The organism is Pseudomonas sp. 11/12A (assembly GCF_000800055.1).
GTDB classification, from domain to species: Bacteria; Pseudomonadota; Gammaproteobacteria; order Pseudomonadales; family Pseudomonadaceae; genus Aquipseudomonas; species Aquipseudomonas mohnii.
In genome coordinates this window covers 4,360,610-4,384,726 of the sequence record NZ_JUGV01000001.1, presented here as the reverse complement: position 1 = coordinate 4,384,726, position 24,117 = coordinate 4,360,610, and the positions used below count along the sequence as shown (strand labels likewise).

Annotated in this window: 24 protein-coding genes and 1 other RNA gene; 19 read left to right on the top strand and 6 right to left on the bottom strand. The window is 58.7% G+C overall.

Annotation, left to right across the window (positions count from 1 at the left end; genetic code table 11):
* The first annotated feature begins 14 nt into the window (after nt 1–14).
* Together GQ39_RS20125 and zapE are read left to right on the top strand one after the other, a co-directional pair.
* Nucleotides 15–1,370 carry a tryptophan--tRNA ligase gene (locus tag GQ39_RS20125; RefSeq protein WP_047533037.1) on the top strand — a complete coding sequence of 452 codons (1,356 nt, stop codon included), beginning with the start codon at nt 15–17 and terminating at the stop codon, nt 1,368–1,370.
* Nucleotides 1,371–1,460: 90 nt separating this feature from the next.
* A complete protein-coding gene (gene zapE, locus GQ39_RS20120; RefSeq protein ID WP_047533035.1) occupies nt 1,461–2,555 on the top strand; it encodes a cell division protein ZapE in 1,095 nt (364 codons plus the stop codon).
* Between the two features lie 120 nt (nt 2,556–2,675).
* On the opposite strand, the gene GQ39_RS20115 is transcribed toward zapE, so the two are convergent.
* Entirely contained in the window at nt 2,676–3,596 is a 921-nt protein-coding gene (locus GQ39_RS20115) for a GlxA family transcriptional regulator (RefSeq protein WP_174552506.1), read from the bottom strand.
* A 219-nt stretch (nt 3,597–3,815) separates the two neighbouring features.
* Between GQ39_RS20115 and GQ39_RS20110 the strand changes: the two genes are divergently transcribed.
* The gene (locus GQ39_RS20110) at nt 3,816–4,952 is read left to right on the top strand and encodes an acyl-CoA dehydrogenase family protein (RefSeq protein ID WP_047533029.1); all 1,137 of its coding nucleotides are present in this window, start codon (nt 3,816–3,818) and stop codon (nt 4,950–4,952) included.
* 98 nt (nt 4,953–5,050) lie between these two features.
* Here the strand turns inward: GQ39_RS20110 and GQ39_RS20105 are convergent, their stop codons facing one another.
* Nucleotides 5,051–6,091 carry an NADP(H)-dependent aldo-keto reductase gene (locus GQ39_RS20105; protein WP_047533026.1) on the bottom strand — a complete coding sequence of 347 codons (1,041 nt, stop codon included), beginning with the start codon at nt 6,089–6,091 and terminating at the stop codon, nt 5,051–5,053.
* 245 nt (nt 6,092–6,336) lie between these two features.
* Between GQ39_RS20105 and rplM the strand changes: the two genes are divergently transcribed.
* From rplM to GQ39_RS20070, 7 genes are all read left to right on the top strand, one after another.
* Nucleotides 6,337–6,765 (top strand): 50S ribosomal protein L13, encoded by a 429-nt coding sequence (gene rplM / locus GQ39_RS20100; protein ID WP_003228062.1) that lies wholly within the window; start codon nt 6,337–6,339, stop codon nt 6,763–6,765.
* 14 nt (nt 6,766–6,779) lie between these two features.
* Nucleotides 6,780–7,172 carry a 30S ribosomal protein S9 gene (gene rpsI, locus GQ39_RS20095; RefSeq protein ID WP_003228056.1) on the top strand — a complete coding sequence of 131 codons (393 nt, stop codon included), beginning with the start codon at nt 6,780–6,782 and terminating at the stop codon, nt 7,170–7,172.
* Nucleotides 7,173–7,441: 269 nt separating this feature from the next.
* Nucleotides 7,442–8,035 (top strand): ubiquinol-cytochrome c reductase iron-sulfur subunit, encoded by a 594-nt coding sequence (gene petA / locus GQ39_RS20090; RefSeq protein ID WP_047533009.1) that lies wholly within the window; start codon nt 7,442–7,444, stop codon nt 8,033–8,035.
* The gene (locus tag GQ39_RS20085) at nt 8,035–9,246 is read left to right on the top strand and encodes a cytochrome b (protein ID WP_047533006.1); all 1,212 of its coding nucleotides are present in this window, start codon (nt 8,035–8,037) and stop codon (nt 9,244–9,246) included. The genes petA and GQ39_RS20085 overlap by 1 nt, the downstream gene beginning before the upstream one ends.
* Nucleotides 9,246–10,025, top strand: coding sequence for a cytochrome c1 (locus GQ39_RS20080; RefSeq protein WP_047533003.1), 780 nt, complete (start codon nt 9,246–9,248; stop codon nt 10,023–10,025). The genes GQ39_RS20085 and GQ39_RS20080 overlap by 1 nt, the downstream gene beginning before the upstream one ends.
* A gap of 150 nt (nt 10,026–10,175) precedes the next feature.
* Nucleotides 10,176–10,793 (top strand): glutathione S-transferase N-terminal domain-containing protein, encoded by a 618-nt coding sequence (locus tag GQ39_RS20075; RefSeq protein WP_007939828.1) that lies wholly within the window; start codon nt 10,176–10,178, stop codon nt 10,791–10,793.
* Nucleotides 10,794–10,809: 16 nt separating this feature from the next.
* Nucleotides 10,810–11,223, top strand: a complete 414-nt coding sequence (locus GQ39_RS20070) for a ClpXP protease specificity-enhancing factor (protein ID WP_047532998.1) — start codon at nt 10,810–10,812, stop codon at nt 11,221–11,223.
* A 155-nt stretch (nt 11,224–11,378) separates the two neighbouring features.
* Here the strand turns inward: GQ39_RS20070 and GQ39_RS20065 are convergent, their stop codons facing one another.
* The 4 genes from GQ39_RS20065 to GQ39_RS20050 form a co-directional block, all read right to left on the bottom strand.
* Entirely contained in the window at nt 11,379–11,957 is a 579-nt protein-coding gene (locus tag GQ39_RS20065) for a BON domain-containing protein (RefSeq protein WP_047532995.1), read from the bottom strand.
* Nucleotides 11,954–12,547, bottom strand: a complete 594-nt coding sequence (locus GQ39_RS20060) for a phosphoheptose isomerase (RefSeq protein ID WP_007904374.1) — start codon at nt 12,545–12,547, stop codon at nt 11,954–11,956. Before GQ39_RS20060 ends, GQ39_RS20065 begins: the two co-directional genes overlap by 4 nt.
* Nucleotides 12,548–12,648: 101 nt before the next feature.
* On the bottom strand, nt 12,649–13,011 hold the full coding sequence (locus GQ39_RS31685) for a YraN family protein (protein ID WP_081997945.1): 363 nt from the start codon (nt 13,009–13,011) through the stop codon (nt 12,649–12,651).
* Nucleotides 13,011–14,822, bottom strand: coding sequence for a penicillin-binding protein activator (locus GQ39_RS20050; RefSeq protein ID WP_047532985.1), 1,812 nt, complete (start codon nt 14,820–14,822; stop codon nt 13,011–13,013). Before GQ39_RS20050 ends, GQ39_RS31685 begins: the two co-directional genes overlap by 1 nt.
* A 209-nt stretch (nt 14,823–15,031) precedes the next feature.
* Here GQ39_RS20050 and rsmI point away from each other — a divergent pair, with 209 nt between their 5' ends.
* The 9 genes from rsmI (at nt 15,032) to mraY (ending at nt 24,114) form a co-directional block, all read left to right on the top strand.
* Nucleotides 15,032–15,904 carry a 16S rRNA (cytidine(1402)-2'-O)-methyltransferase gene (gene rsmI, locus GQ39_RS20045; protein ID WP_047539058.1) on the top strand — a complete coding sequence of 291 codons (873 nt, stop codon included), beginning with the start codon at nt 15,032–15,034 and terminating at the stop codon, nt 15,902–15,904.
* A 75-nt stretch (nt 15,905–15,979) separates the two neighbouring features.
* Nucleotides 15,980–16,333: RNase P RNA component class A (rnpB, locus tag GQ39_RS31075), an RNA gene on the top strand.
* A 447-nt stretch (nt 16,334–16,780) separates the two neighbouring features.
* Nucleotides 16,781–17,236: a division/cell wall cluster transcriptional repressor MraZ gene (mraZ, locus tag GQ39_RS20040; protein WP_047532982.1), complete on the top strand. Its 456-nt coding sequence runs from the start codon at nt 16,781–16,783 to the stop codon at nt 17,234–17,236.
* Entirely contained in the window at nt 17,233–18,180 is a 948-nt protein-coding gene (gene rsmH / locus GQ39_RS20035; protein ID WP_047532980.1) for a 16S rRNA (cytosine(1402)-N(4))-methyltransferase RsmH, read from the top strand. The genes mraZ and rsmH overlap by 4 nt, the downstream gene beginning before the upstream one ends.
* Nucleotides 18,177–18,470, top strand: coding sequence for a cell division protein FtsL (ftsL, locus tag GQ39_RS20030; RefSeq protein WP_047532978.1), 294 nt, complete (start codon nt 18,177–18,179; stop codon nt 18,468–18,470). The genes rsmH and ftsL overlap by 4 nt, the downstream gene beginning before the upstream one ends.
* Nucleotides 18,470–20,209, top strand: coding sequence for a peptidoglycan D,D-transpeptidase FtsI family protein (locus GQ39_RS20025; RefSeq protein WP_177329359.1), 1,740 nt, complete (start codon nt 18,470–18,472; stop codon nt 20,207–20,209). Before ftsL ends, GQ39_RS20025 begins: the two co-directional genes overlap by 1 nt.
* Nucleotides 20,209–21,672, top strand: coding sequence for a UDP-N-acetylmuramoyl-L-alanyl-D-glutamate--2,6-diaminopimelate ligase (locus GQ39_RS20020; protein WP_047532974.1), 1,464 nt, complete (start codon nt 20,209–20,211; stop codon nt 21,670–21,672). The genes GQ39_RS20025 and GQ39_RS20020 overlap by 1 nt, the downstream gene beginning before the upstream one ends.
* Nucleotides 21,665–23,032: a UDP-N-acetylmuramoyl-tripeptide--D-alanyl-D-alanine ligase gene (locus GQ39_RS20015; protein WP_047532971.1), complete on the top strand. Its 1,368-nt coding sequence runs from the start codon at nt 21,665–21,667 to the stop codon at nt 23,030–23,032. Before GQ39_RS20020 ends, GQ39_RS20015 begins: the two co-directional genes overlap by 8 nt.
* Nucleotides 23,032–24,114, top strand: a complete 1,083-nt coding sequence (gene mraY, locus GQ39_RS20010) for a phospho-N-acetylmuramoyl-pentapeptide-transferase (protein ID WP_008016698.1) — start codon at nt 23,032–23,034, stop codon at nt 24,112–24,114. The genes GQ39_RS20015 and mraY overlap by 1 nt, the downstream gene beginning before the upstream one ends.
* The last annotated feature ends 3 nt before the right edge of the window (nt 24,115–24,117 follow it).

Below are 24,117 nucleotides of genomic sequence, written 5' to 3'. Positions count from 1 at the left end.
ACAAGCGATTACCCATGACGACTCGTACCCGTATCCTCACCGGCATCACCACCACCGGCACGCCGCACCTGGGCAACTACGCCGGCGCCATCCGTCCGGCGATCGTCGCCAGCCGTGACAGCAATGCCGATTCGTTCTACTTCCTGGCGGACTACCACGCCCTGATCAAATGCGATGACCCGCTGCGCATCCAGCGCTCGCGTCTGGAAATCGCCGCGACCTGGTTGGCCGGTGGCCTGGATGTGGACCGCGTGACTTTCTACCGCCAGTCCGACATCCCGGAAATCCCTGAACTGACCTGGCTGCTGACCTGCGTTGCCGCCAAGGGCCTGCTCAACCGTGCCCACGCCTACAAGGCATCGGTGGACAAGAATGTCGAGACCGGCGAAGACCCGGACGCCGGCATCACCATGGGCCTGTACAGCTACCCGGTGCTGATGGCGGCGGACATTCTGATGTTCAACGCGCACAAGGTGCCGGTCGGTCGCGACCAGATCCAGCACGTGGAAATGGCCCGGGATATCGGTCAGCGCTTCAACCACCTGTTCGGCCAGGGCAAAGAATTCTTCACCATGCCCGAGGCACTGATCGAGGAAAGCGTTGCCACGCTGCCAGGCCTCGACGGTCGCAAGATGTCGAAAAGCTACGACAACACCATCCCGTTGTTCAGCAGCGCCAAAGAGATGAAGGACGCGATTTCGCGGATCGTCACTGACTCCCGTGCGCCGGGCGAAGCGAAGGATCCGGACAATTCGCACTTGTTCACATTGTTCCAGGCGTTCGCCACACCGGCGCAATCCGACGAGTTCCGCAGCGAACTGCTGCAGGGCCTGGGTTGGGGCGAGGCGAAGAACCGCCTGTTCCAGTTGCTGGACAATGAATTGGGCGAGTCGCGCGAACGCTATCACCAGTTGATCGAGCGCCCGGCGGACCTGGAAGACATCCTGCAGCACGGCGCGAAAAAGGCCCGCTCAGTGGCGACACCGTTCCTCAACGAACTGCGTGAGGCGGTGGGTCTGCGTTCGTTCGTTGCCCAAACCCAGGTTGCAGCGACCACCAAGAAAAAAGCGGCAAAAGCTGCACGTTTTGTCAGCTTCCGCGAAGACGACGGCAGTTTCCGCTTCCGTCTGCTGGCGGCCGATGGCGAGCAACTGCTGCTGTCGCGCAACTTCGCTGACGGTAAAACCGCCGGCCAGGTGACCAAGCAGCTGCAATCGGGCCAGCCACTGGACGTGCGCAATGAAGACCTGAGCTTCGGCGTCTGGCTGGAAGGCGACTGTGTCGCCCAGAGCCCAGCCTTCGCCGACAGCGCTGCGCGCGATGCTGCAATCGAAGCATTGCGGATCGCTTTGACGCCGGTTCAGGAATAATCAACGGCACGGCCCGACCAAGGGCTGATTGCCATTCCCACGGGCCATCGCTACAGTGACGGCCCGTTTTTGTTGCCTTGCTAACGAATTATGACGCCCCTAGAACGATATCAAGCTGATCTGAAACGCCCGGAATTCTTCCATGACGCTGCGCAGGAAACGGCTGTGCGTCATTTGCAGCGCCTGTATGACGATCTGGTCGCAGCCGAGCAGAACAAACCGGGCCTGCTGGGCAAACTGTTTGGCAAGAAGGATCAGACCCCGGTCAAAGGCCTGTACTTCTGGGGTGGCGTGGGTCGCGGCAAGACTTACCTGGTCGACACCTTCTTCGAGGCGCTGCCGTTCAAGGAAAAGTCCCGCACTCACTTCCACCGCTTCATGAAGCGCGTGCACGAAGAGATGAAGACCCTGGGCGGCGAGAAAAACCCGCTGACCATCATCGCCAAGCGTTTCTCCGCCGAAGCCCGGGTGATCTGCTTCGATGAGTTCTTCGTTTCCGACATCACCGACGCCATGATCCTTGGCACCTTGATGGAAGAACTGTTCAAGAACGGCGTGACCCTGGTTGCGACCTCGAACATCGTGCCGGACGGCCTGTACAAGGACGGCTTGCAGCGCGCTCGCTTCTTGCCGGCCATTGCGCTGATCAAGCAGAACACCGAAATCGTCAACGTCGACAGCGGCGTCGATTACCGTCTGCGCCACCTCGAACAAGCGGAGCTGTTCCACTATCCGCTCGACGAAGCGTCCCACGAAAGCCTGCGCAAAAGCTTCCGTGCGCTGACGCCAGAGTGCACGGCAGCGATCGAGAATGATGTGCTGATGATCGAAAACCGCGAAATCCGTGCCCTGCGCACCTGCGATGACGTGGCCTGGTTCGACTTCCGCGAACTCTGCGACGGCCCGCGCAGCCAGAACGACTACATCGAACTGGGCAAGATCTTCCACGCTGTGTTGCTCAGCGGTGTCGAGCAGATGAGCGTCACCACCGACGACATCGCCCGACGCTTCATCAACATGGTCGACGAGTTCTACGACCGTAACGTGAAACTGATCATTTCTGCCGAAGTTGAGCTCAAGGATCTCTACACCGGCGGTCGCCTGAACTTTGAATTTCAGCGCACCCTCAGCCGCCTGCTGGAAATGCAGTCCCACGAATTCCTGTCGCGTCCGCACAAGCCGTAGGATATTTCGGAATACAAAAAGGGCCTGCACATGCAGGCCCTTTTTTTATGCCTTCTGACTCGCCACAAACCCTGTGGGAGCGAGCTTGCTCACACATTGGCGTTGGCTTGACGTTCAGGCCTAGGCCGCCTGCTGAAACTGCTGCCGATACTGGTTCGGCGACAGCTCAGTGTGCTGGCGGAACAGGCGTGCGAAGAAGCTCGCATCGTCGTAGCCGACTTCGTAGCTGATGGTCTTGATGCTCTTGCGGCTCCCGGACAGCAGCCCCTTGGCGGTTTCGATGCGCAGGCGTTGCAGGTAGTGCAGGGGCTTGTCGCCGGTGGCGGTCTGGAAGCGGCGCATGAAGTTGCGGATGCTCATGCCGTGTTCGCGGGCGACATCTTCGAAGCGGAACTTGTCGGCAAAGTGTTCTTCGAGCCAATGCTGGATCTGCAGGATGATCACGTCTTGATGCAGCTTTTGTCCGCCAAAGCCGATGCGACCCGGTGAGTAGCTGCGCTGGACTTCATAAAGAATGTCCCGTGCCACGGCTTGGGACACATTGGCGCCGCAGAAACGCTCGATCAGATAGATATAGAGGTCACACGCCGATGTGGTGCCGCCGGCGCAGTAGAGGTTGTCAGCGTCGGTCAGATGTTTGTCCTGGTTGAGCTGGACCTGCGGGAAGCGTTCGGCGAAGGCATTGAAGAAGCGCCAGTAGGTGGTCGCTTCCTTGCCGTTGAGCAGTCCGGCCTCGGCCAGCCAGAACACGCCGGTCGCTTCGCCACAGAGCACCGCGCCACGGGCATGTTGCTGGCGCAGCCAGGGCAGGACCTGTGGATAACGTTTGCTCAGGGTGTCGAAATCGTCCCAGAAGGCCGGAATGACAATGATGTCGGCATTTTCCAGGCCGCCGTCTACCGGGATCTTCACATCACTGAACGTGTTGACCGACTGGCCGTCGGGGCTGACCAGGCGTGTTTCGAACGCCGGTGTCAGGCCGTGGCCCAGCTGTTTGCCGTAGCGCAGGCTGGCGAGGTGGAAGAAATCCTTGGCTTGCATGAGGGTGGAAGCGAAAACCCGGTCGATAGCCAGGATGCTGACGCGCCGCAGGGGCGTGGAGGCTTGGTTAGACATAATTCAACTTTATTCTTATAGGGGAAAGTGGTCACCAGACGGCTGGATCGTCTTATTTTTTGTCGGATGTGTCCAGTGTCCTGTATCGGACGCGGGGCTTAGTCTCTGAAGGTTCATTCCTGCCAATACCAAGAAAGGTGCCGCATGATTCCCAGAACCTTGTTCAGTTCCGAGCACGAACTTTTTCGTGACAGTGTGCGAACGTTCCTCGAAAAAGAGGCCGTGCCGTTCCACGGACAATGGGAAAAACAGGGCTACATCGACCGTCAACTGTGGAACAAGGCAGGGGAGGCGGGAATGTTGTGCTCGCATCTGCCGGAGGAATACGGCGGGTTGGGCGCAGACTTTCTCTACAGTGCGGTGGTGATCGAAGAGGTGGGGCGCCTGGGGTTGACCGGCATCGGTTTTTCCCTGCATTCGGACATCGTGGCGCCCTACATCCTGCATTACGGCAGTGAAATGTTGAAACACAAATACCTGCCGAAACTGGTTTCCGGGGAGCTGGTCACCGCCATCGCCATGACCGAACCTGGCGCCGGTTCCGACCTCCAGGGCGTCAAGACCACGGCGGTGCTGGACGGCGACGAATACGTGATCAACGGCTCGAAGACCTTTATCACCAACGGTTTTCTCGCCGATCTGGTGATTGTCGTCGCCAAGACCGATCCCAAGGCTGGCGCGAAAGGCACCAGCCTGTTCTTGGTAGAAGCCAATACGCCCGGCTTTGAAAAGGGCAAGCGCCTGGAAAAGGTCGGCATGAAGGCCCAGGACACCTCGGAATTGTTTTTCCAGGACGTGCGGGTGCCCAAGGAAAACCTGCTGGGCCAGGCCGGGATGGGGTTTGCGTACCTGATGCAGGAATTGCCCCAGGAGCGCCTCACCGTGGCCATCGGCGGCCTCGCTTCGGCCGAAGCGGCATTGCAATGGACGCTGGAGTACACCCGCGAGCGCAAGGCGTTCGGCAAGGCGATTGCGGACTTCCAGAACACCCGCTTCAAGCTGGCGGAGATGGCGACAGAAATCCAGATCGGTCGGGTTTTTGTGGATCGCTGCCTGGAGTTGCATCTGCAAGGCAAGCTCGACGTGCCAACCGCTGCGATGGCCAAGTACTGGGGCACTGACCTGCAATGCAAGGTCCTCGACGAGTGCGTGCAGTTGCATGGCGGTTACGGCTTCATGTGGGAATACCCGATCGCCCGGGCGTGGGCGGATGCGCGGGTGCAGCGGATCTATGCCGGGACCAATGAAATCATGAAGGAGATTATTGCCAGATCGCTTTGATCGGCGTTGGCAGGGTGGACGCTATCGCGGGCAAGCGCTCCCACAGGCTCAATGACGCCGGTGGAATAGGCTTGCCCGTGATGGGTTCTACGATTCGATCAAGGCGCAGGGTTCGGCTGATCCTTGTGGATCGCTTCGATCCCTTCCAGCACTTCCTCCGACAGCTTCAGATCGAAACTGGCGATGTTGCTGTCCAGTTGCTCAAGTGTGGTCGCGCCAATGATGTTGCTGGTCACGAACGGCTGCTGTGTCACGAACGCCAGGGCCATTTGCGCCGGGTCCAGGCCGTGTTCTCGAGCCAGCGCCACATAACGGCTGCAAGCAGCTTCCGACTGCGGGTTGAAGTACCGGCTGAAGCGGCTGTAGAGACTCAAGCGACCTTTTGGTGGGCGCGCGCCTCCTTCGTATTTGCCGGACAGAAACCCGAACGCCAGCGGTGAATAGGCGAGCAGGCCGCACTGTTCACGAATGGCGATCTCCGCCAGGCCGACCTCGAAGCTGCGATTGAGCAGGTTGTAAGGGTTCTGGATCGACACCGCGCGTGGCCAGCCTCGTGCTTCGGCCAGGGCGAGGAAGCGCATGGTGCCCCAGGGTGTCTCGTTGGACAGGCCGATGTGGCGGATCTTGCCGGCCTTGACCTGCTCGTCCAGTGCTTCGAGGGTGTCTTCCAGTGGCGTCAGGTTGGCTTCGATCTTGTGCTTGTAACCCAGTTGACCGAAGAAATTGGTGCTGCGCTCCGGCCAGTGCAACTGGTACAGGTCGATGTAATCGGTCTGCAGGCGTTTCAGGCTGCCATCCACGGCTTCGGTGATGTGCTGTCGATTGTGCCGCAGGTTCTTGTCGCGGATGTAGTCGATGGTATTGCCCGGTCCGGCGATCTTGCTGGCCAGGATCCAGTCGGCACGGTCGCCGCGGCTTTTGAAGTAATTACCGATGTAGCGTTCGGTGGTGGCGTAGGTTTCGGCCTTGGGAGGCACCGGATACATTTCGGCGGTGTCGATGAAGTTGATCCCGGCATTCTTGGCCCGTTCAATCTGCGCGAAGGCTTCAGCCTCGCTGTTTTGCTCGCCCCAGGTCATGGTTCCGAGGCAGATGGCACTCACGTTGAGATTGGTCCGGCCTAACTGGCGATAGTCCATCGGGTGCTCCTTGGGCAAAACAATCATAAAAGCAGGTTGAATTATTTTTCGCAATCTGCATAATTGCGCACCTCTTTCTGCAGTGGAAGTGATGCGCCGCCGCCGAAGAATCTTGCCGTTGAACGGACGCGCCGACCCGAGCCCCCGAAAGCGTCTGTATCCGGCTGCCTTTGACTTGTCAAAGTACGCACTATTCAGTAAGATCCGCCGTCTAATTTACAGGGCGGCCCCTGAGGCTATAAAGAATGAAAACTTTTACTGCTAAACCGGAAACAGTAAAGCGCGACTGGTTTGTCGTCGACGCTGCTGGTCAGACCCTGGGTCGTCTGGCCACCGAAATCGCGAGCCGTCTGCGTGGCAAGCACAAGCCTGAGTACACTCCTCACGTTGACACCGGCGACTACATCGTCGTAATCAACGCTGAGCAGATCCGTGTTACCGGTGCTAAAACCACTGACAAAATGTACTACTCCCACTCCGGTTTCCCGGGCGGCATCAAGTCGATCAACTTTGAAAAGCTGATCGCCAAAGCCCCTGAGCGCGTGATCGAGACCGCGGTCAAAGGCATGCTGCCTAAGAACCCGCTGGGTCGCGACATGTACCGTAAGCTGAAAGTCTATGCGGGCGCTGCACACCCTCATACTGCTCAGCAGCCCCAAGAACTGAAGATTTAACGGAATAGTTCATTATGTCGGCGACTCAAAATTACGGCACTGGCCGTCGCAAGACCGCAACCGCACGCGTTTTCCTGCGTCCGGGTACTGGTAACATCTCCATCAACAACCGTTCGCTGGATAATTTCTTCGGCCGCGAAACTGCCCGCATGGTAGTTCGTCAGCCGCTGGAATTGACTGAGACTGTCGAGAAGTTCGACATCTACGTCACCGTGATCGGTGGTGGTGTAAGTGGTCAAGCTGGCGCAATCCGCCACGGCATCACTCGCGCTCTGATGGATTACGACGAGACTCTGCGCAGCGCTCTGCGTAAAGCCGGCTTCGTAACCCGCGATGCACGTGAAGTTGAACGTAAGAAAGTTGGTCTGCGTAAAGCGCGTAAGCGTCCGCAGTACTCGAAGCGTTAATTCGCTTCCACGTTCAAAAAAAGAACGCCCAGTTTCCTCACGGAGCTGGGCGTTTTTTTATGCGTGCGATTTATCAAAGAATTGCTCTGTGACAACTTGCCACACGCGCAGAGCCCCTATACTACAAGGCTTGGGAGTGGGGCCCTCAGGTAATTACCTTGTCAGAATTGGGGGTTTTCATTACCATTCGGCAAAATTTTTATAAGTACAGAGTTTTACTTAGTAGATGCCTGATTTAACAGGCCACAAAGCTGATGGGAGAGGACTGAATGAGCAATGACGGCGTGAATGCAGGCCGGCGTCGCTTCTTGGTAGCAGCCACATCCGTGGTGGGTGCTGCAGGAGCGGTGGGGGCTGCGGTCCCGTTCGTGGGGTCATGGTTTCCCAGTGCCAAGGCGAAAGCCGCAGGTGCACCGGTGAAAGTGAATGTCAGCAAAATCGAGCCAGGCCAGCAGATGATTGCTGAGTGGCGCGGTCAGCCGGTATTCATCGTCCGCCGTACGCAGGAAATCCTGGGGAATCTGAAGAAGATCGAGGGCCAGTTGTCTGACCCTACCTCCAAGAACTCGACTCAACCGACCTATGTAGATCCGGAAACCCGTTCGATCAAACCTGAGGTTCTGCTGCTGATTGGTATCTGCACGCACCTCGGTTGCTCGCCGACTTTCCGTCCGGAAGTCGCTCCCGCGGATCTTGGCAAAGACTGGGTAGGTGGCTATTTCTGCCCATGCCACGGCTCCCACTACGACCTGGCTGGCCGCGTCTACAAGTCGCAACCCGCGCCTTTGAACCTGCCAGTTCCCCCGCATTCCTATGAGACCGATGACATCATTGTCATTGGCGTCGATACGGAGAAAGCGTGATGAGCAAGTTCATGGATTGGGTTGATGCGCGCTTTCCCGCGACCAAGATGTGGGAAGACCATCTCAGCAAGTACTACGCCCCGAAAAACTTCAACTTCTTCTATTTCTTTGGCTCCCTGGCCCTGCTCGTTCTGGTCAACCAGATCGTTACCGGTGTCTGGCTGACCATGAGCTACACCCCGTCGGCGGAAGAGGCGTTTGCTTCCGTCGAATACATCATGCGCGACGTCGAGTACGGCTCGATCCTGCGTCTGCTGCACTCCACCGGCGCTTCGGCGTTCTTCATCGTGGTCTATCTGCACATGTTCCGTGGCTTGCTCTACGGTTCGTACCAGAAGCCGCGTGAGCTGGTGTGGGTCTTCGGCATGCTGATTTACCTGGCGCTGATGGCTGAAGCCTTCATGGGTTACCTGCTGCCATGGGGCCAGATGTCCTACTGGGGTGCCCAGGTGATCATCTCGCTGTTCGGTGCGATCCCGGTCATCGGTAACGACCTGACCCAGTGGATCCGTGGTGACTACCTGATTTCGGGTATTACGCTGAACCGCTTCTTCGCCTTGCACGTGGTTGCCTTGCCGATCGTTATTCTCGGCCTGGTCGTGCTGCACGTTCTGGCATTGCACGAAGTCGGTTCGAACAACCCGGACGGCGTGGACATCAAGAAGCACAAGGACGAAAACGGTGTACCGCTGGACGGCATTGCCTTCCACCCGTACTACACCGTGAAAGATATCGTCGGCGTGGTGGTGTTCCTGTTCATCTTCTGTTCGATCGTGTTCTTCTTCCCGGAAATGGGTGGTTACTTCCTCGAGAAGCCGAACTTTGAACCGGCAAACGCTTTCAAAACGCCTGCGCATATTGCTCCGGTTTGGTATTTCACTCCGTTCTACGCGATCCTTCGGGCTGTTCCTGACAAGCTCCTGGGTGTAATCGCGATGGGGGCTGCCATTGCTGTGCTGTTCGTCCTGCCTTGGCTGGACCGTAGTCCGGTCAAGTCGATGCGCTACAAGGGCTGGCTGAGCAAGATCTGGCTCTGGGTGTTCTGCATCGCGTTCGTGATCCTGGGCGTTCTGGGCGTTCTGGCTCCAACCCCTGAGCGGACGCTGCTGTCGCAGGTATGTACCTTCCTGTACTTCGCCTACTTCATTCTGATGCCGTTCTACACCAGGCTTGAGAAGACCAAACCGGTTCCGGAAAGGGTGACTGGCTGATGAAAAAGTTATTTGCAGTTTTGATTCTTGCTGCGCTTCCTGTCGTGTCTTTTGCCAACGCTCTTGAGCCTGAGCTCGAAAAGGTTGAGATCGACGTTGCTGACAAAGTCGCCTTGCAAGATGGTGCGCGTACATTCACCAACTATTGCATGGGCTGTCACAGCGCGAAATACCAGCGCTATGAGCGAGTGGCCAATGATCTGGATATCCCTGCGGATCTGATGCAAAGCCATTTGATATTCACTGGCGCCAAGATTGGCGACCACATGAGCATCGGCATGCAGCCAGCTGACGCCAAGACCTGGTTCGGCGCGGCTCCGCCCGACCTGACGCTGGTTGCCCGCGTTCGTGGTACTGACTGGCTCTATGGCTACCTGAAGTCGTTCTATGAAGATCCGGCGCGCCCATGGGGTGTGAATAACAAGGTCTTCCCGAATGTTGGCATGCCAAACGTCCTGGTCGGCCTGCAAGGTCGTCAGGTTGTCGGTTGCAAACAGGTTCAGATCGTCGAAGACGGCAAGAAGCAATTTGATCCGCTCACCGGTACGCCGCTGACACATGAGGCGTGCGATGAGCTGACGATTGTGCCGAAAAGTGGTGCTTTGACCGAAGAGCAGTTCGATGAGAAGGTCAAGAATCTGGTAACCTTCCTGGCTTACTCGGCTAACCCGGTTAAGCTGCAGCATCAGCGCATCGGTACGTATGTATTGCTGTACCTGGCGTTCTTCTTCGTATTCGCCTACTTGCTCAAGCGCGAATACTGGAAAGATGTGCACTGATAAAGCTTTAAGCATTTGCTGTTAATCGCGCGCGCCCAAGGGCGTCTCTGAAAGTGTAACGAGTCTGGTGATCCAGGCGTTACGGGAGGCGCCCTCTGGGCGCGCTCGTTTTTCCGCTTCCGATAATTTCTACAAGCGAGGAGGATCGCCATGGGCGTGACCAATCGGTTGGCCTGTTACTCCGACCCCGCCGACCACTATTCCCACCGAGTGCGAATCGTACTGGCAGAGAAGGGTGTAAGCGCCGAGATCATTTACGTGGAAGCTGGCCGTCAGCCGCCTAAACTGATCGAAGTGAACCCTTATGGCAGCTTGCCCACCCTGGTCGATCGTGACCTGGCGTTGTGGGAGTCAACGGTGGTGATGGAATACCTGGATGAGCGTTATCCGCACCCGCCACTACTGCCGGTTTATCCGGTGGCGCGTGCCAACAGTCGTTTGCTGATTCATCGTATTCAGCGTGACTGGTGCGGTCTCGTGGATCTGATCCTGGATTCGCGGACCAAAGAGGCCGCTCGCGTCGTAGCGCGTAAAGAACTGCGCGAAAGCCTGACCGGCGTGTCGCCATTGTTTGCCGACAAGCCGTTTTTCCTCAGCGAGGAACAAAGCCTGGTGGATTGCTGCCTATTGCCAATACTCTGGCGATTGCCGATTCTGGGTATAGAACTGCCGCGGCCAGCCAAGCCGCTGCTTGATTACATGGAGCGCCAGTTTGCGCGTGAGGCTTTCCAGGCGAGTCTGTCTGGTGTCGAACGCGATATGCGCTAAGGCTTAAGGAGCCGCTATGAACTCCAGTCGACCTTATCTGGTCCGCGCGCTCTATGAGTGGATTGTGGACAACGATTGCACCCCGCACATGCTGGTCAATTCCGAGTATCCGTCGGTGCAGGTGCCGCAGGGTTTTGCCAGTGATGGACAGATTGTCCTGAATGTATCGCCGCAAGCCGTGCGTCATTTGCACATGGATAACGAAGCGGTCAGTTTCGAGGGGCGCTTCGGCGGTGTACCACACACGCTGTACGTGCCTATCGCATCGATCCTGGGTATCTATGCCCGGGAGAATGGTCAGGGTATGGTGTTCGACCTGGAGTCGCCCATGGAAGACGATGAAGGGCTCGAGCCGGATGACGATATTCCGCCACCCGACAGCGAGCCGCCGCGTCCCAGCGGTCGACCTAGTTTGAAAGTGGTGAAATAAAAAAAGGGTGATCCGCAAGGATCACCCTTTTTATTTCAGCGCCTTCAAACGATGTAGGAGCGAGCCTGCTCGCGATGGGCGTGAACGATAACGCGGGCTGTCTGAATGAACGTATTCACCGGACGTTTTCGCGAGCAGGCTCGCTCCTGCAGGTCTTAATCGATGTATTCGAACAGCTTGACGATCTTCTGCACACCAGAAACGCTTTGCACCAAATTGGTCGCCTGAGCGGCTTCCTGTTTGGTTAGAAGGCCCAGCAGGTAGACGATGCCGTTCTCGGTGACAACCTTGATGCGCGAGCCGGGGATGTTCGGATCGGTGAGCATCTGGGCCTTGATCTTGGAGGTCAGCCAGGTGTCGTTCTGGCGGGCAAGGAAACCGGAGGGTGGCAGGATCTGCAGTTCGTTGTGGACCGTCTTCACGCGCTGAACGGCGGCAGCGGCCTGTTCGGCCTTGGCCTTGAGGTCGGCACGCGGGGTTTGCCCGGCAAGCAGTACCACGCCGTTGAAGCTGGTGACGACGATATGCGAGTCGTTGTCCAGGGCCGGATCGGCCTTGGCGATGTTCACCCCGACCTTGGTGTCGATCAGCGAGTCATCGATCTTGCTGCCGAAGGTGCGGGTGCCGCGGTCATCTTCGATCGGTGCTTCACGGCTGGCATTCACCACAGAGGTGCAGCCGCTGATGCCGAGGCACAGGGTCAGGGCCAGTAGGCCGAGGCGATTAGGGGTCATTCTTCACTCCCGAACAGTTGGCTGTCGATCAAGTCGCATAGGCAATGGATCGCCAGCAGGTGGACTTCCTGGATACGTGCGGTGACGTTGGCCGGTACGCGAATCTCGACGTCCTCGGGCAATAGCAGCGACGCCATGCCGCCGCCATCGCGACCGGTCAATGCTACGACAATCATTTCGCGATCATGTGCGGCCTGGATCGCTTGAATAATGTTTGCCGAGTTGCCACTGGTGGAAATTGCCAGCAAAACGTCACCCGGTTGACCAAGGGCGCGGATCTGTTTGGAGAATATTTCGTTGTAGCTGTAGTCGTTGGCGATCGAGGTGATCGTCGAGCTGTCAGTGGTCAGTGCAATGGCTGGCAGGCTCGGGCGCTCGCGCTCGAAGCGGTTGAGCAGCTCGGACGAAAAGTGCTGGGCGTCGCCTGCAGAGCCGCCGTTGCCGCAGGAAAGCATTTTGCCTTCGTTCAGCAGGGCATTGACCATCACCTGGCTGGCTTGCTCGATGTGCGGTGCAAGTACGTCCATCGCCTGTTGCTTGGTGTCGATACTGGCCTGAAAAAGCTGGCGAATTCGGGATTGCATGTCCATCTGTGTGACCTTAATGAGCGCGGCTGTCCGGCACGTGAATGTGCAGCCCGCAAAACAAAGAGCAAAAATGTTGTCGGGTGTCCGGTTCGGAGCGTAAACGATCAGCCGTCGAAAGCATTCTGCAACCAGTTCAACTGATCGAGTTTACTGTCGATGGCAACCACGTCGAAACGGCAAGGGGAATTGGCCCAGCGCGACTCGCACTGAAGAAAATACTGCGCGGCAAAAATCAGTTTCTGCCGTTTGCGCTCATCGATGCTATCGAGCGCGCCACCCCATTGAGTGTTTTTTCTGTAGCGAACTTCAACGAATACTACTGTATCGCCATCAAGCATGACCAGATCAAGCTCGCCGCGTTTACACAACCAGTTCTGCGCCAGCAGGCGCAGACCTTGTTGTTGAAGATGCTCGAGCGCATGGCGCTCGGCATCCTTACCGCTTTGCTGGCGTGACCTGTCAGGCATCAGCGTGGAGTGTCCGGCAGGCGTTGAACCTGGCCATTGACGAACTGGGCCCATGGCAACTGCCTTACGATGCGCTGGTTCTGCGTCATGCCCAGGCTGCCCGATTGACCTTCGACACGGCTTTCAGGCAAGGCCTTGAGTTGGCCCAGGCGTGGAGCCAGGCGATAGGCGTCGACGCCCATCGCATACAGGCGCCCCAGGCTGCCGGCCGCCTGTGGCCATTGCGCGGTGACCTGGCGACGCAGCGGATCATTAGCCTCCAGCAGCCATGGGGTTTCGCAGAAGCGAATGCCGTTCATGTCGTTGTACTGGTTCACATCGCCGCTGGCACTGAAGACGTGGGAAGTGGCGTAAACCGGAACATCACCCGCGTACTGGAAGTTCAGGGTCGGTTTGATTTGTTGGGCCTGTTGCGGGGTGGCAGCCAGGAAGATGAATTCGATGTCCTGACGGCGGGAAGGTTGGGCGGCAACCTGCGAGCCTATGGTGCTTTGCAGGCTCTTGGCGCGACCTTCGCTCTGACGCAGCTGGAACATGTCGGCAATTTGCTGGGCCAGTTGCACTGGCTGGTCGACGCGTTCGGTGGCGACGACGCTGCCGCCGTTGGCTTGCCAGTCCTGGCTGAAAGCCTTGAGGACGCGATCGCCCCATTCACCTTTCGGCACCATGATGGCGGCGCGATGCAGGCCGTCGGCGCGAGCGCGGCGCGATACTTCGCGTGCCTCGTCTTCCGCTGCAAGACCAAACTGGAACAGTTGGGCCGGACCTTGCTCGCCTTCGCTGTAGTTCAGTGCCAGGGTGGTGATCGGCAGTTGTGGGCGAGTGCTGAGTTGTTTGACCAGTGGCTTTTCCAGTGGGCCGACGACCAGCTGCACGCCATCGGCCTGGGCCTTGCGGTAGAACTCGTCGAGATTGGTCAGGCGCGAACTGTCATAGAACTCGATGGCTGGCGGCTTTTGTCCGGCCTGTTGCGCCTGATAGTGGGCGGCCATGAAACCTTCACGCAGTGCCTTGCCAACCGACGCCAGCGGGCCGTCTTGAGGTAGCAGCAGGGCAATCTTGCTCAAGGGTTGGCTGGCCAGTTGCTTGAGGTTGGTCAATGGCAATGGCAGTTGGATAGCGGCGGGGTGCTTCGGGTTCTGGGCGCGCCAGTTGTCGATCGCGGCCTGCTGCTGTTCCAGGGTGCCGGCCGATTTTACGGCCAGCGCCAGCGCCATCCAGCCGCCGAGGTCATCGGTAGTGTTTGGCTGCAGTTGATCGGTTGGCAGCGAAGCGATCAGTGCCCAGATGGCTTCGTGGTTTTTGCGAGCGGCGTCGCCGTTCAGCATCGGCGCGATAAAGATCCGTTCCTTTGCGGCGGCCAGCGTCTGACCATCGGCTTCAAGGGCGCGGGCGTGAACCGTGCCGGTGCGGACCTGTTGCTCGGCAGGCATTTCGCTCAGGCGCTGCAGGCTGGGGTGGCTCAAGGCGCTCAGCGCGGCTTTGGGCTGATTGCGGGTCATGGCCAGTTCCGCCGCCAGGGTGCTGGCGAAGATCTGTTGCCCCGGCTTGAGTTGTTCGACCGGAACCTGTTGCAGGATCTGCGCGGACTGGCCGGCATTGCCTTGGTGGTAGGCCAGGTCTGCTGCGCTCAGGCGAAACAGTGCAGCTTCTTCCGGTGTTTTGCTTTGAGCCGCTTTTTCAAGCAGTTGCTCAATGCTGGCATCCGGGGTTCGTGGGAGTTCGCCAAGGCTGGAGGAGGGCGAACTGGCGCAAGCGGCCAGCAAGGCAGCGAGGCAGAGGGCAGTGAACAGCCGCAGGCAAGCGATCATGTAAGCGTTCCTGATACTCGATCAAATTAGCGTGGAATTGTACCCAAGCGCTGGCCGGGGCGCGATGTTACTGGCGTGAATCGATCAATTTAGCTCGTACAAATGTTGCGCGAGGGCACAAGAGGTCGCAAAGGCGAGTGTTCCTTGCGCGTATCGCGGGCGTCGCGACGCGTTACAATGGCGACTTTATCGATCATGAGGTGTGCGTTTTGACTGCTCCAGGTGCTTTGAATTCCGCTGCGGGCTCGCTTTATGTGGTGGCGACGCCCATCGGCAACCTGGACGACATCAGTGCGCGTGCGCTGAAGATTCTGCGCGAGGTCGCACTGATCGCCGCCGAAGACACCCGGCATTCCCAGAGGCTGATGCAACACTTCGGCATCGCGACGCCGCTGGCTGCCTGTCATGAGCACAACGAACGGGATGAAGGTAGCCGCTTTATTACCCGGCTGCTGGCCGGTGATGATGTGGCGCTGATTTCCGATGCGGGTACGCCGCTGATTTCCGATCCTGGCTATCACTTGGTGCGTCAGGCTCGTGCGGCAGGCATTAACGTAGTGCCAGTGCCGGGCGCCTGTGCATTGATCGCAGCGCTGTCGGCGGCGGGGTTGCCATCGGATCGTTTCATTTTCGAGGGGTTTCTGCCGGCCAAGGCCGTGGGGCGGCGCGCACGCCTCGAACTCGTCAAGGAGGAACCGCGTACGTTGATATTCTACGAGGCGCCACACCGTATCCTCGAATGTCTGCAGGACATGGAGCTGGTATTCGGTGGCGAGCGTCCGGCGTTATTGGCGCGTGAACTGACCAAGACCTTTGAAACACTCAAAGGCTTGCCATTAGCCGAGCTGCGTGAGTTCGTTGAGTCGGACAGCAATCAGCAGCGTGGCGAATGCGTAGTGCTGGTGGCGGGGTGGACGGCTCCCGAGAGTGAGGACGCTGTCAGCAGCGAGGCGATGCGCGTGCTTAACCTGTTGCTCGAAGAAATGCCGCTCAAGCGTGCTGCCGCATTGGCTGCGCAAATTACCGGCGAGCGTAAAAATGTTCTGTACCAGGTCGCGCTGGATAAACAGAAGGGCGAATAAAACCCGACGCGCAGGCGCGGTAAAAGGCGTTTAGCGCTTGTTCTTCGGGCGCTCTGCCGTTAACCTTCGCGCCGGAGAGTCGATCGGACAGTCGCTGCCCTCTATGAAAATTAGGGGGGGGAGGAAAGTCCGGGCTCCATAGGGCGAAGTGCCAGGTAATGCCTGGGAGGCGTGAGCCTACGGAAAGTGCCACAGAAAATAACCGCCTAAGCGCTTCGGCGCCGGTAAGGGTGAAAAGGTGCGGTAAGAGCGCACCGCACGTCTGGCAACAGTTCGTGGCTAGGTAAACCCCACTTGGAGCAAGACCAAATAGGGTCCCAAGGCGTGGCCCGCGCTGGGACCGGGTAGGTTGCTAAAGATGTCCAGTGATGGCCATCGTAGACGAATGACTGTTCAAGACAGAACCCGGCTTACAGATCGACTCTCCACCTTTTTCTCCCCTCCTGCTTAAATCATTGAGCAGGGTGTGGATGGTGAAAATGTTGTCATGCGGCGTTGTCAGTAGAAGGGGTTGCGTGATATCAATTTGCCTGTGCTGGTGATGAACGCCTAAACTCGATGCAGCACCGATTTTCCCTCCTCTCAGAATCGTCAGCAGAAGCACTTTCGTAATACCGAAAAAATCTTACTCTTAATAAATTACTTTAACTTCCGAATGCAGCCTTCTGTGCTGGTTCAAGTTATCGGGCAGTTTCATCTGCCAGATTCTCGTTACCCCTCCTTTTATGCTCCTAAATCTCAGTTTCGTAAGGGTTTTCCTTTACGCCGCGCCTTGACGGTGTGGTGGGCGCATTCCTATAGTGTGCGCAAGTGGCGGAAAGTGGCATGAAGTGGGTTTTTTGAGCGCAAAACGCTAATATTTGGAGAAACGCTGACGTGTTTCGCGGAGCCAACGCTATCAGTCTCGATGCAAAGGGCCGTCTCGCCATGCCGAGCCGGTACCGTGACGAGCTTGTTTCGCGTAGTTCCGGTCAGTTAATCGTCACAATTGATGCCGTTGATCCGTGCTTGTGTGTTTACCCCCTCGACGAGTGGGAAATCATTGAAACCAAACTGCGCGCACTGCCTTCGCTACGCGAAGAGAACCGCCGCCTGCAACGTTTACTGATTGGTAATGCCGTCGACCTCGAGCTCGATGGCAGTGGTCGATTTCTGGTTCCGCCGCGTCTTCGTGAATATGCCAAGTTGGATAAACGCGCGATGTTGGTAGGCCAGTTGAACAAGTTCCAATTGTGGGATGAGGATGCCTGGGATGCGGTTTCTGCCGCTGATCTGGCTGCTATTCAAGAACCGGGCGCGATGCCTGACGAACTGCGTGATTTGATCCTGTGACTATAGATAGCGGCTTTAACCACATCACCGTACTGCTTGACGAAGCCGTAGAGGCTCTCGCCGTACGTCCTGATGGCTGCTATCTGGACGGTACGTTCGGGCGCGGCGGGCACAGCCGGTTGATCCTCAGTCAGCTCGGTCCCGATGGTCGGTTGCTTGGATTCGATAAAGATCCACAGGCGATTGCCACCGGGCAGACGCTAGCGGCCGAAGACGGCCGCTTTGTCGTTGTGCAGCGCAGCTTTGCCGAGCTCGGTTCGGAAGTCGCGGATCGCGGTTTGCACGGCAAGGTCAGCGGCGTTTTGCTCGATCTGGGCGTGTCTTCGCCACAGCTTGACGATCCTGAGCGTGGCTTCAGTTTCCTCAACGACGGTCCGCTGGACATGCGCATGGACCCGTCCCGCGGGATCAGCGCCGCCGAATTCGTCAATACCGCGCCGGTGGAAGAAATTGCCCGCGTGTTCAAGGAATATGGCGAAGAGCGTTTCTCCGGTCGCATGGCCCGTGCCGTGGCCGAGCGTCGCGATATCAAGCCTTTCGAGCGCACGGCTGACCTGGCCGAAGTCCTCAAAGTCGCCAACCCGGCGTGGGAAAAGGGCAAGAACCCGGCAACCCGCGCCTTTCAGGGTTTGCGTATTCACGTCAATAACGAACTGGGTGATCTGGAAGCCGGCCTCGAAGCCGCTCTGGACTGCCTGGAAGTGGGCGGTCGTCTGGTCGTGATCAGCTTCCACTCGCTGGAAGATCGCATCGTCAAACTGTTCATGCGCAAACTGGTGAAAGGCGAAGCCGATAACCTGCCGCGCAACCTGCCGGTTCGGCATGTCGCTTTCGAACCGAAAATCAAAATCCATGGCAAAGCGCAGACGGCCTCCGATGCCGAGCTCAAGGCCAACCCACGTTCCCGTAGCGCTGTCATGCGTGTGGCGGAGAAGCTGCGGTGAGCAAGCTTTTCGCCAAGCCACTGCCCGGCGGAAGCTTTTTCATGCTGCTGCTGTTTATCGGCGTGCTCGTGTCGGCGATCGGCGTGTCCTATAGCGCGCACTGGAATCGTCAGCTGCTGAACTCGCTGTACAACGAGTTGAGCGTGCGCGACAAGGCGCAGGCCGAGTGGGGGCGGTTGATTCTTGAGCAAAGCACCTGGACTGCCCACAGCCGAATCGAAGTGTTGGCCACCGAACAACTGAAAATGCACATTCCCGGTGCCGCCGAAGTGCAGATGGTGGCGCCATGATGAAACTCGAAGGCGCACTCTTTCCATGGCGATTCCGTGTGGTGCTGGGTTTGCTCGGCGTCATGGTGATCGCGATTTGCTGGCGCATCATCGATCTGCAAGTTGTCGACCGTGACTTCCTCAAAGGTCAGGGGGACGCTCGCAGCGTTCGTCATATTCCGATCCCGGCGCACCGCGGCCTGATCACCGACCGCAACGGCGAGCCATTGGCTGTCAGTACGCCGGTGACCACCCTGTGGGCCAACGCCAAGGAAATGCAGCTGGCCAAAGAGAAGTGGCCCGCGCTGGCCGCTGCCCTGGGGCAAGACCCGAAAGCCCTGGCCGAGCGTCTTGAGGCTCAAGCCAATAAAGAATTCATTTACCTGGTGCGCGGGCTGACGCCTGAGCAAGGTCAGGCAGTGCTCGATCTGAAAGTACCGGGTGTCTACGGTATTGAAGAGTTCCGGCGTTTTTATCCGGCCGGTGAAGTGACCGCCCATATGGTCGGTTTTACCGATATCGATGACCACGGTCGTGAAGGTGTCGAGCTCGCTTATGACGAATGGCTGGCCGGAGTGCCCGGCAAACGCCAGGTCATCAAGGACCGGCGCGGCAGGTTGATCAAGGATGTTCAGGTCACCAAAAACGCCAAGGCCGGAAAGCCCTTGGCGTTGTCCATTGACTTGCGCCTGCAATATCTGGCCAACCGCGAACTGCGCAACGCGATCATCGAGAACGGTGCGAAGGCCGGTAGCCTGGTGATCATGGACGTCAAGACCGGCGAGATCCTCGCCATGGTCAACCAGCCGACCTACAACCCGAACAACCGCCGCAACCTGCAACCGGCGATGATGCGCAACCGCGCGATGATCGACGTGTTCGAACCGGGTTCGACCATGAAGGCGATCTCCATGAGCGCCGCCATCGAAACCGGGCGCTGGAAGCCGAGCGATACCGTCGAGGTGTACCCGGGCTCCTTGCAGATTGGTAAGTACACCATCAAGGACGTATCCAAGACCGAAGGTCCGGTACTCGACCTGACCGGTATTCTGATCAATTCCAGTAACGTCGGCATGAGTAAGGTCGCGTTCGATATCGGCGGCGAGACGATTTTCCGGCTGGCGCAGAAAGTCGGTCTCGGTCAGGACACCGGTCTGGGTTTCCCCGGCGAACGTGTCGGCAACCTGCCGAACTACCGCGAATGGCGCAAGGCCGAAACCGCCACGCTGTCCTACGGCTACGGTATTTCGGTGACGGCGATCCAGTTGGTTCACGCGTTTTCGGCACTGGCCAACAATGGCCGTCTCGCGCCACTGACCCTGATCAAAACCGACAAGGCTCCGCAAACGACCCAGGTGTTGCCGGAAGCGGTCGCGAAGACGATGCAAGGCATGCTGCAGCAAGTGATCGAAGCCCCGCGCGGTGTGTTCCGTGCTCAGGTGCCGGCGTATCACGTGGGCGGCAAATCGGGTACCGCGCGTAAAACATCGGTGGGTACCAAAGGCTATGCCGAGAACTCCTACCGTTCGCTGTTCGCCGGCTTCGGCCCGATGAGCGATCCGCGTTACGCCATCGTGGTCGTTATCGATGAGCCGACCAAGGCCGGTTACTTTGGTGGTCTGGTATCGGCGCCGGTGTTCAGTCGCGTGATGTCCGGCACCCTGCGCCTGATGAACGTCACTCCGGATAACCTGCCGCCCACTCAACAAGCGAACGCAACGCCGGTTGTTCCACTGAAAGCCAATGGAGGGCGCGGCTGATGTCATTAAGTCTGAACAAGATTTTCCCCCACGCCGGCCACGATCTGTTGATCCGTGAATTGGCGCTGGACAGTCGTAACGTCCGCGCCGGTGACCTGTTCCTCGCGGTACCGGGCGGTAAATTCGACGGTCGTGCACACATCGCCGACGCTCTGGCGCGCGGCGCTGCCGCCGTGGCTTATGAAGTGGAAGGCGCCACCGTGCTGCCGATCACCGAAGTGCCATTGATTCCGGTCAAAGGCCTGGCGGCACAACTTTCGGACATCGCCGGGCGTTTTTACGGTGAGCCGAGTCATCATCTGAACCTGATCGGCGTGACCGGTACCAACGGCAAAACCAGTGTGACTCAGCTGGTTGCCCAGGCGCTGGACCTGCTCGGCCAGCACTGCGGTATCGTTGGCACCCTGGGTACCGGTTTCTACGGCGCGCTGCAAAGCGGCCTGCATACCACGCCGAATCCAATCGCCATGCAAGCCACCCTGGCTGACCTTAAAAAGGCCGGGGCCAAAGCCGTGGCGATGGAAGTCTCTTCCCATGGTCTGGATCAGGGCCGTGTGACTGCTTTGGCGTTCGATGTGGCCGTGATGACCAATCTGTCCCGGGATCACCTAGATTACCACGGCACCATGCAGGCCTACGGCGACGCCAAGGCCAAGCTGTTTGCCTGGAACGACTTGAAGTGCCGGGTCGTTAACCTTGATGACGACTTCGGCCGGCAACTGGCGGCCGAAAAACGTGAGTCGCGGTTGATCACCTACAGCCTCGAAGACTCCAGTGCCTATCTGTATTGCCGCGAAGCGCAATTCGACGACGAAGGTGTGCGCGCCACACTGGTTACCCCACAAGGCGAGCACCACCTGCGCAGCACGCTGCTTGGCCGTTTCAACCTGAGCAACGTGCTGGCGGCGGTTGGCGCCTTGCTCGGCCTGGATTACGCGCTGGACGAAATTCTCAAGGTTCTGCCGAAGCTCGAAGGTCCGGCCGGTCGCATGCAGCGCCTGGGTGGCGGGACTCAGCCGTTGGTCGTGGTCGATTATGCCCACACCCCGGATGCGCTGGAAAAAGTCCTGACAGCCCTGCGTCCGCATGTCAAAGGACGGCTGCTATGCCTGTTCGGCTGCGGCGGCGACCGCGATCGCGGCAAGCGTCCGCTGATGGCTGAAGTGGTCGAGCGTCTGGCCGATGGTGTGCTGGTGACCGATGACAACCCGCGCACGGAAGACCCTTCGGTGATTTTCGATGACATCCGCGCCGGTTTCACGGCTGTGGATAACGTGACCTTCGTCGCCGGTCGTGGCCAGGCCATTGCCCAGGCGATTGCCAGTGCCTCGGCGGATGACGTGATCGTGCTGGCCGGTAAAGGTCACGAGGACTATCAGGAAATCAATGGCGAGCGTCACGCCTTCTCTGATCTGGTCGAGGCTGATCATGCCTTGACCGCGTGGGAGGTGGCCCATGCTTAAGGCCTTGAAACTCAGCGAACTGACGGGCGCGCTGAATGCTCGCCTGGTCGGTGCCGATGTCAGCTTCGACGGCGTCAGCATCGACAGTCGCGCGATCAAGCCGGGGCAACTGTTTATTGCGCTGACAGGCCCGCGTTTCGATGGTCATGACTATCTGAATGATGTCGCGGCAAAAGGCGCGGTTGCAGCACTGGTCGAGCGCGAAATCGCCCACAGCACGCTGCCGCAATTGGTGGTCAGCGATACCCGTCAGGCGTTGGGTCAACTGGGCGCGCTCAACCGTGCGGCCTACACCCATCCAGTCGCCGCCGTCACCGGTTCCAGCGGCAAGACCACGGTCAAGGAAATGCTCGCGAGCATCCTGCGTACCCGTGGTCCGGTGCTGGCAACCCGTGGCAACTTGAACAACGACCTCGGCGTACCGTTGACCCTGCTGGAACTGGCGCCGGAACACACGGCTGCCGTGATCGAACTCGGTGCTTCGCGTCTCGGCGAAATTGCCTACACCGTCGGCATGACCAAGCCGCATGTGGCCATTCTCAACAATGCCGGGACCGCCCATGTCGGCGAGTTCGGCGGGCCGGAAAAAATCGTCGAGGCCAAGGGCGAGATTATTGAAGGTCTCGATGCCGATGGCGTCGCCGTTCTGAATCTGGACGACAAGGCTTTCGACATCTGGAAGGCTCGCGCCGCTGGTCGCAAAGTGCTGACGTTTGCCCTGAGCAACGTTAACGCAGACTTCCATGCGAGCGACCTTGGCCATGATGCTCGCGGCTGCCCGGCATTCAATCTGCACAGCCCCGAAGGCGTGGAGCACGTTCAACTGAACCTGCTCGGCACCCATAACGTCGCCAATGCCATGGCCGCTGCGGCCGCCGCCCATGCCTTGGGCGTTTCGCTGTTCGGCATTGCGACAGGCCTCGGCGCGGTACAGCCGGTCAAGGGCCGGACCGTCGCGCAACTGGCCAGCAATGGCATGCGCGTGATCGATGACACTTACAACGCGAACCCCACCTCGATGTGCGCGGCGGTTGATATACTCGCCGGCTTTTCCGGTCGCACCGTTCTGGTGCTCGGAGATATCGGCGAGTTGGGCGACTGGGCGGAGCAGGGGCACCGCGACGTGGGCGAATACGCCCGTGGCAAGGTTTCTGCGCTGTACGCCGTCGGGCCGATGATGGTCCACGCCGTCAACGCCTTCGGTCCTCAAGCCTTTCACTTCAGCACGCAGGCTGAACTGATCAAGGCCCTGGACGCAGAGCAAGACACAAACACCACCATTTTGATCAAGGGCTCGCGCAGCGCCGCGATGGAAAACATCGTTGCCGCCTTGTGCGGGACCCGTCTGGAGAAACATTAATGCTGCTGCTGCTAGCGGAGTATCTGCAACAGTTCTACAAAGGCTTCGCGGTCTTCCAGTACCTGACCCTGCGCGGGATCCTCGGTGTGCTGACCGCGCTGGTTTTGTCGCTGTGCTATGGCCCGTGGATGATCCGCACCTTGCAGAACCGTCAGATCGGTCAATCCGTTCGCAACGATGGTCCGCAATCGCACCTGTCCAAATCGGGCACGCCGACCATGGGCGGTGCACTGATTCTTTCGTCCATCGGCGTCAGCACGCTGCTGTGGGCTGACCTGACCAACCGTTATGTCTGGGTGGTGTTGCTGGTGACGTTGCTGTTCGGCGCCATCGGCTGGGTCGACGACTACCGCAAAGTGATCGAGAAGAACTCCCGCGGCTTGCCAAGCCGCTGGAAGTATTTCTGGCAATCGGTATTCGGCCTCGGCGCGGCGATCTTCCTTTACATGACTGCCGCCACTCCGGTGGAAACCACCCTGATCCTGCCGATGCTCAAGGACTACAGCATTCCGCTGGGCGCAGGCTTCATCGTCCTGACCTACTTCGTGATCGTCGGATCGAGCAACGCGGTTAACCTGACCGATGGTCTCGACGGCCTGGCGATCATGCCGACCGTGATGGTCGGCGGCGGCCTTGGGATCTTCTGCTACCTGTCGGGTAACGTGAAGTTCGCCGAATACCTGCTGATTCCCTACGTACCGGGGGCGGGTGAGCTGATCGTCTTTTGCGGCGCGCTGATCGGTGCCGGCCTGGGTTTCCTCTGGTTCAACACCTATCCGGCCCAGGTCTTCATGGGCGACGTCGGCGCGCTGGCACTGGGCGCGGCCCTGGGCACCATCGCCGTGATCGTCCGTCAGGAGATCGTCCTGTTCATCATGGGCGGCGTGTTCGTGATGGAAACCCTGTCAGTCGTCATTCAGGTTGCCTCTTTTAAACTGACCGGTCGCCGTGTATTCCGCATGGCGCCGATTCACCACCACTTTGAACTCAAGGGCTGGCCCGAGCCGCGCGTGATCGTCCGTTTCTGGATCATCACCGTGATTCTCGTGCTGATCGGCCTTGCCACCCTGAAGCTGAGGTAGAAC

Bases quoted from the DNA above. Each gene is read 5' to 3' on its own strand.
- rplM (WP_003228062.1), top strand. From the start codon at position 6,337: ATGAAAACTTTTACTGCTAAACCGGAAACAGTAAAGCGCGACTGGTTT.
- GQ39_RS20125 (WP_047533037.1), top strand. From the start codon at position 15: ATGACGACTCGTACCCGTATCCTCACCGGCATCACCACCACCGGCACG.
- GQ39_RS20110 (WP_047533029.1), top strand. From the start codon at position 3,816: ATGATTCCCAGAACCTTGTTCAGTTCCGAGCACGAACTTTTTCGTGAC.
- GQ39_RS20115 (WP_174552506.1), bottom strand. From the start codon at position 3,596: ATGCAAGCCAAGGATTTCTTCCACCTCGCCAGCCTGCGCTACGGCAAA.
- petA (WP_047533009.1), top strand. From the start codon at position 7,442: ATGAGCAATGACGGCGTGAATGCAGGCCGGCGTCGCTTCTTGGTAGCA.
- zapE (WP_047533035.1), top strand. From the start codon at position 1,461: ATGACGCCCCTAGAACGATATCAAGCTGATCTGAAACGCCCGGAATTC.
- GQ39_RS20020 (WP_047532974.1), top strand. From the start codon at position 20,209: ATGTCATTAAGTCTGAACAAGATTTTCCCCCACGCCGGCCACGATCTG.
- GQ39_RS20075 (WP_007939828.1), top strand. From the start codon at position 10,176: ATGGGCGTGACCAATCGGTTGGCCTGTTACTCCGACCCCGCCGACCAC.
- GQ39_RS20025 (WP_177329359.1), top strand. From the start codon at position 18,470: ATGAAACTCGAAGGCGCACTCTTTCCATGGCGATTCCGTGTGGTGCTG.
- GQ39_RS20105 (WP_047533026.1), bottom strand. From the start codon at position 6,091: ATGGACTATCGCCAGTTAGGCCGGACCAATCTCAACGTGAGTGCCATC.
- GQ39_RS20050 (WP_047532985.1), bottom strand. From the start codon at position 14,822: ATGATCGCTTGCCTGCGGCTGTTCACTGCCCTCTGCCTCGCTGCCTTG.
- GQ39_RS20070 (WP_047532998.1), top strand. From the start codon at position 10,810: ATGAACTCCAGTCGACCTTATCTGGTCCGCGCGCTCTATGAGTGGATT.
- GQ39_RS20065 (WP_047532995.1), bottom strand. From the start codon at position 11,957: ATGACCCCTAATCGCCTCGGCCTACTGGCCCTGACCCTGTGCCTCGGC.
- GQ39_RS20060 (WP_007904374.1), bottom strand. From the start codon at position 12,547: ATGGACATGCAATCCCGAATTCGCCAGCTTTTTCAGGCCAGTATCGAC.
- GQ39_RS20085 (WP_047533006.1), top strand. From the start codon at position 8,035: ATGAGCAAGTTCATGGATTGGGTTGATGCGCGCTTTCCCGCGACCAAG.
- GQ39_RS20080 (WP_047533003.1), top strand. From the start codon at position 9,246: ATGAAAAAGTTATTTGCAGTTTTGATTCTTGCTGCGCTTCCTGTCGTG.
- GQ39_RS31685 (WP_081997945.1), bottom strand. From the start codon at position 13,011: ATGCCTGACAGGTCACGCCAGCAAAGCGGTAAGGATGCCGAGCGCCAT.
- mraY (WP_008016698.1), top strand. From the start codon at position 23,032: ATGCTGCTGCTGCTAGCGGAGTATCTGCAACAGTTCTACAAAGGCTTC.
- rpsI (WP_003228056.1), top strand. From the start codon at position 6,780: ATGTCGGCGACTCAAAATTACGGCACTGGCCGTCGCAAGACCGCAACC.
- GQ39_RS20015 (WP_047532971.1), top strand. From the start codon at position 21,665: ATGCTTAAGGCCTTGAAACTCAGCGAACTGACGGGCGCGCTGAATGCT.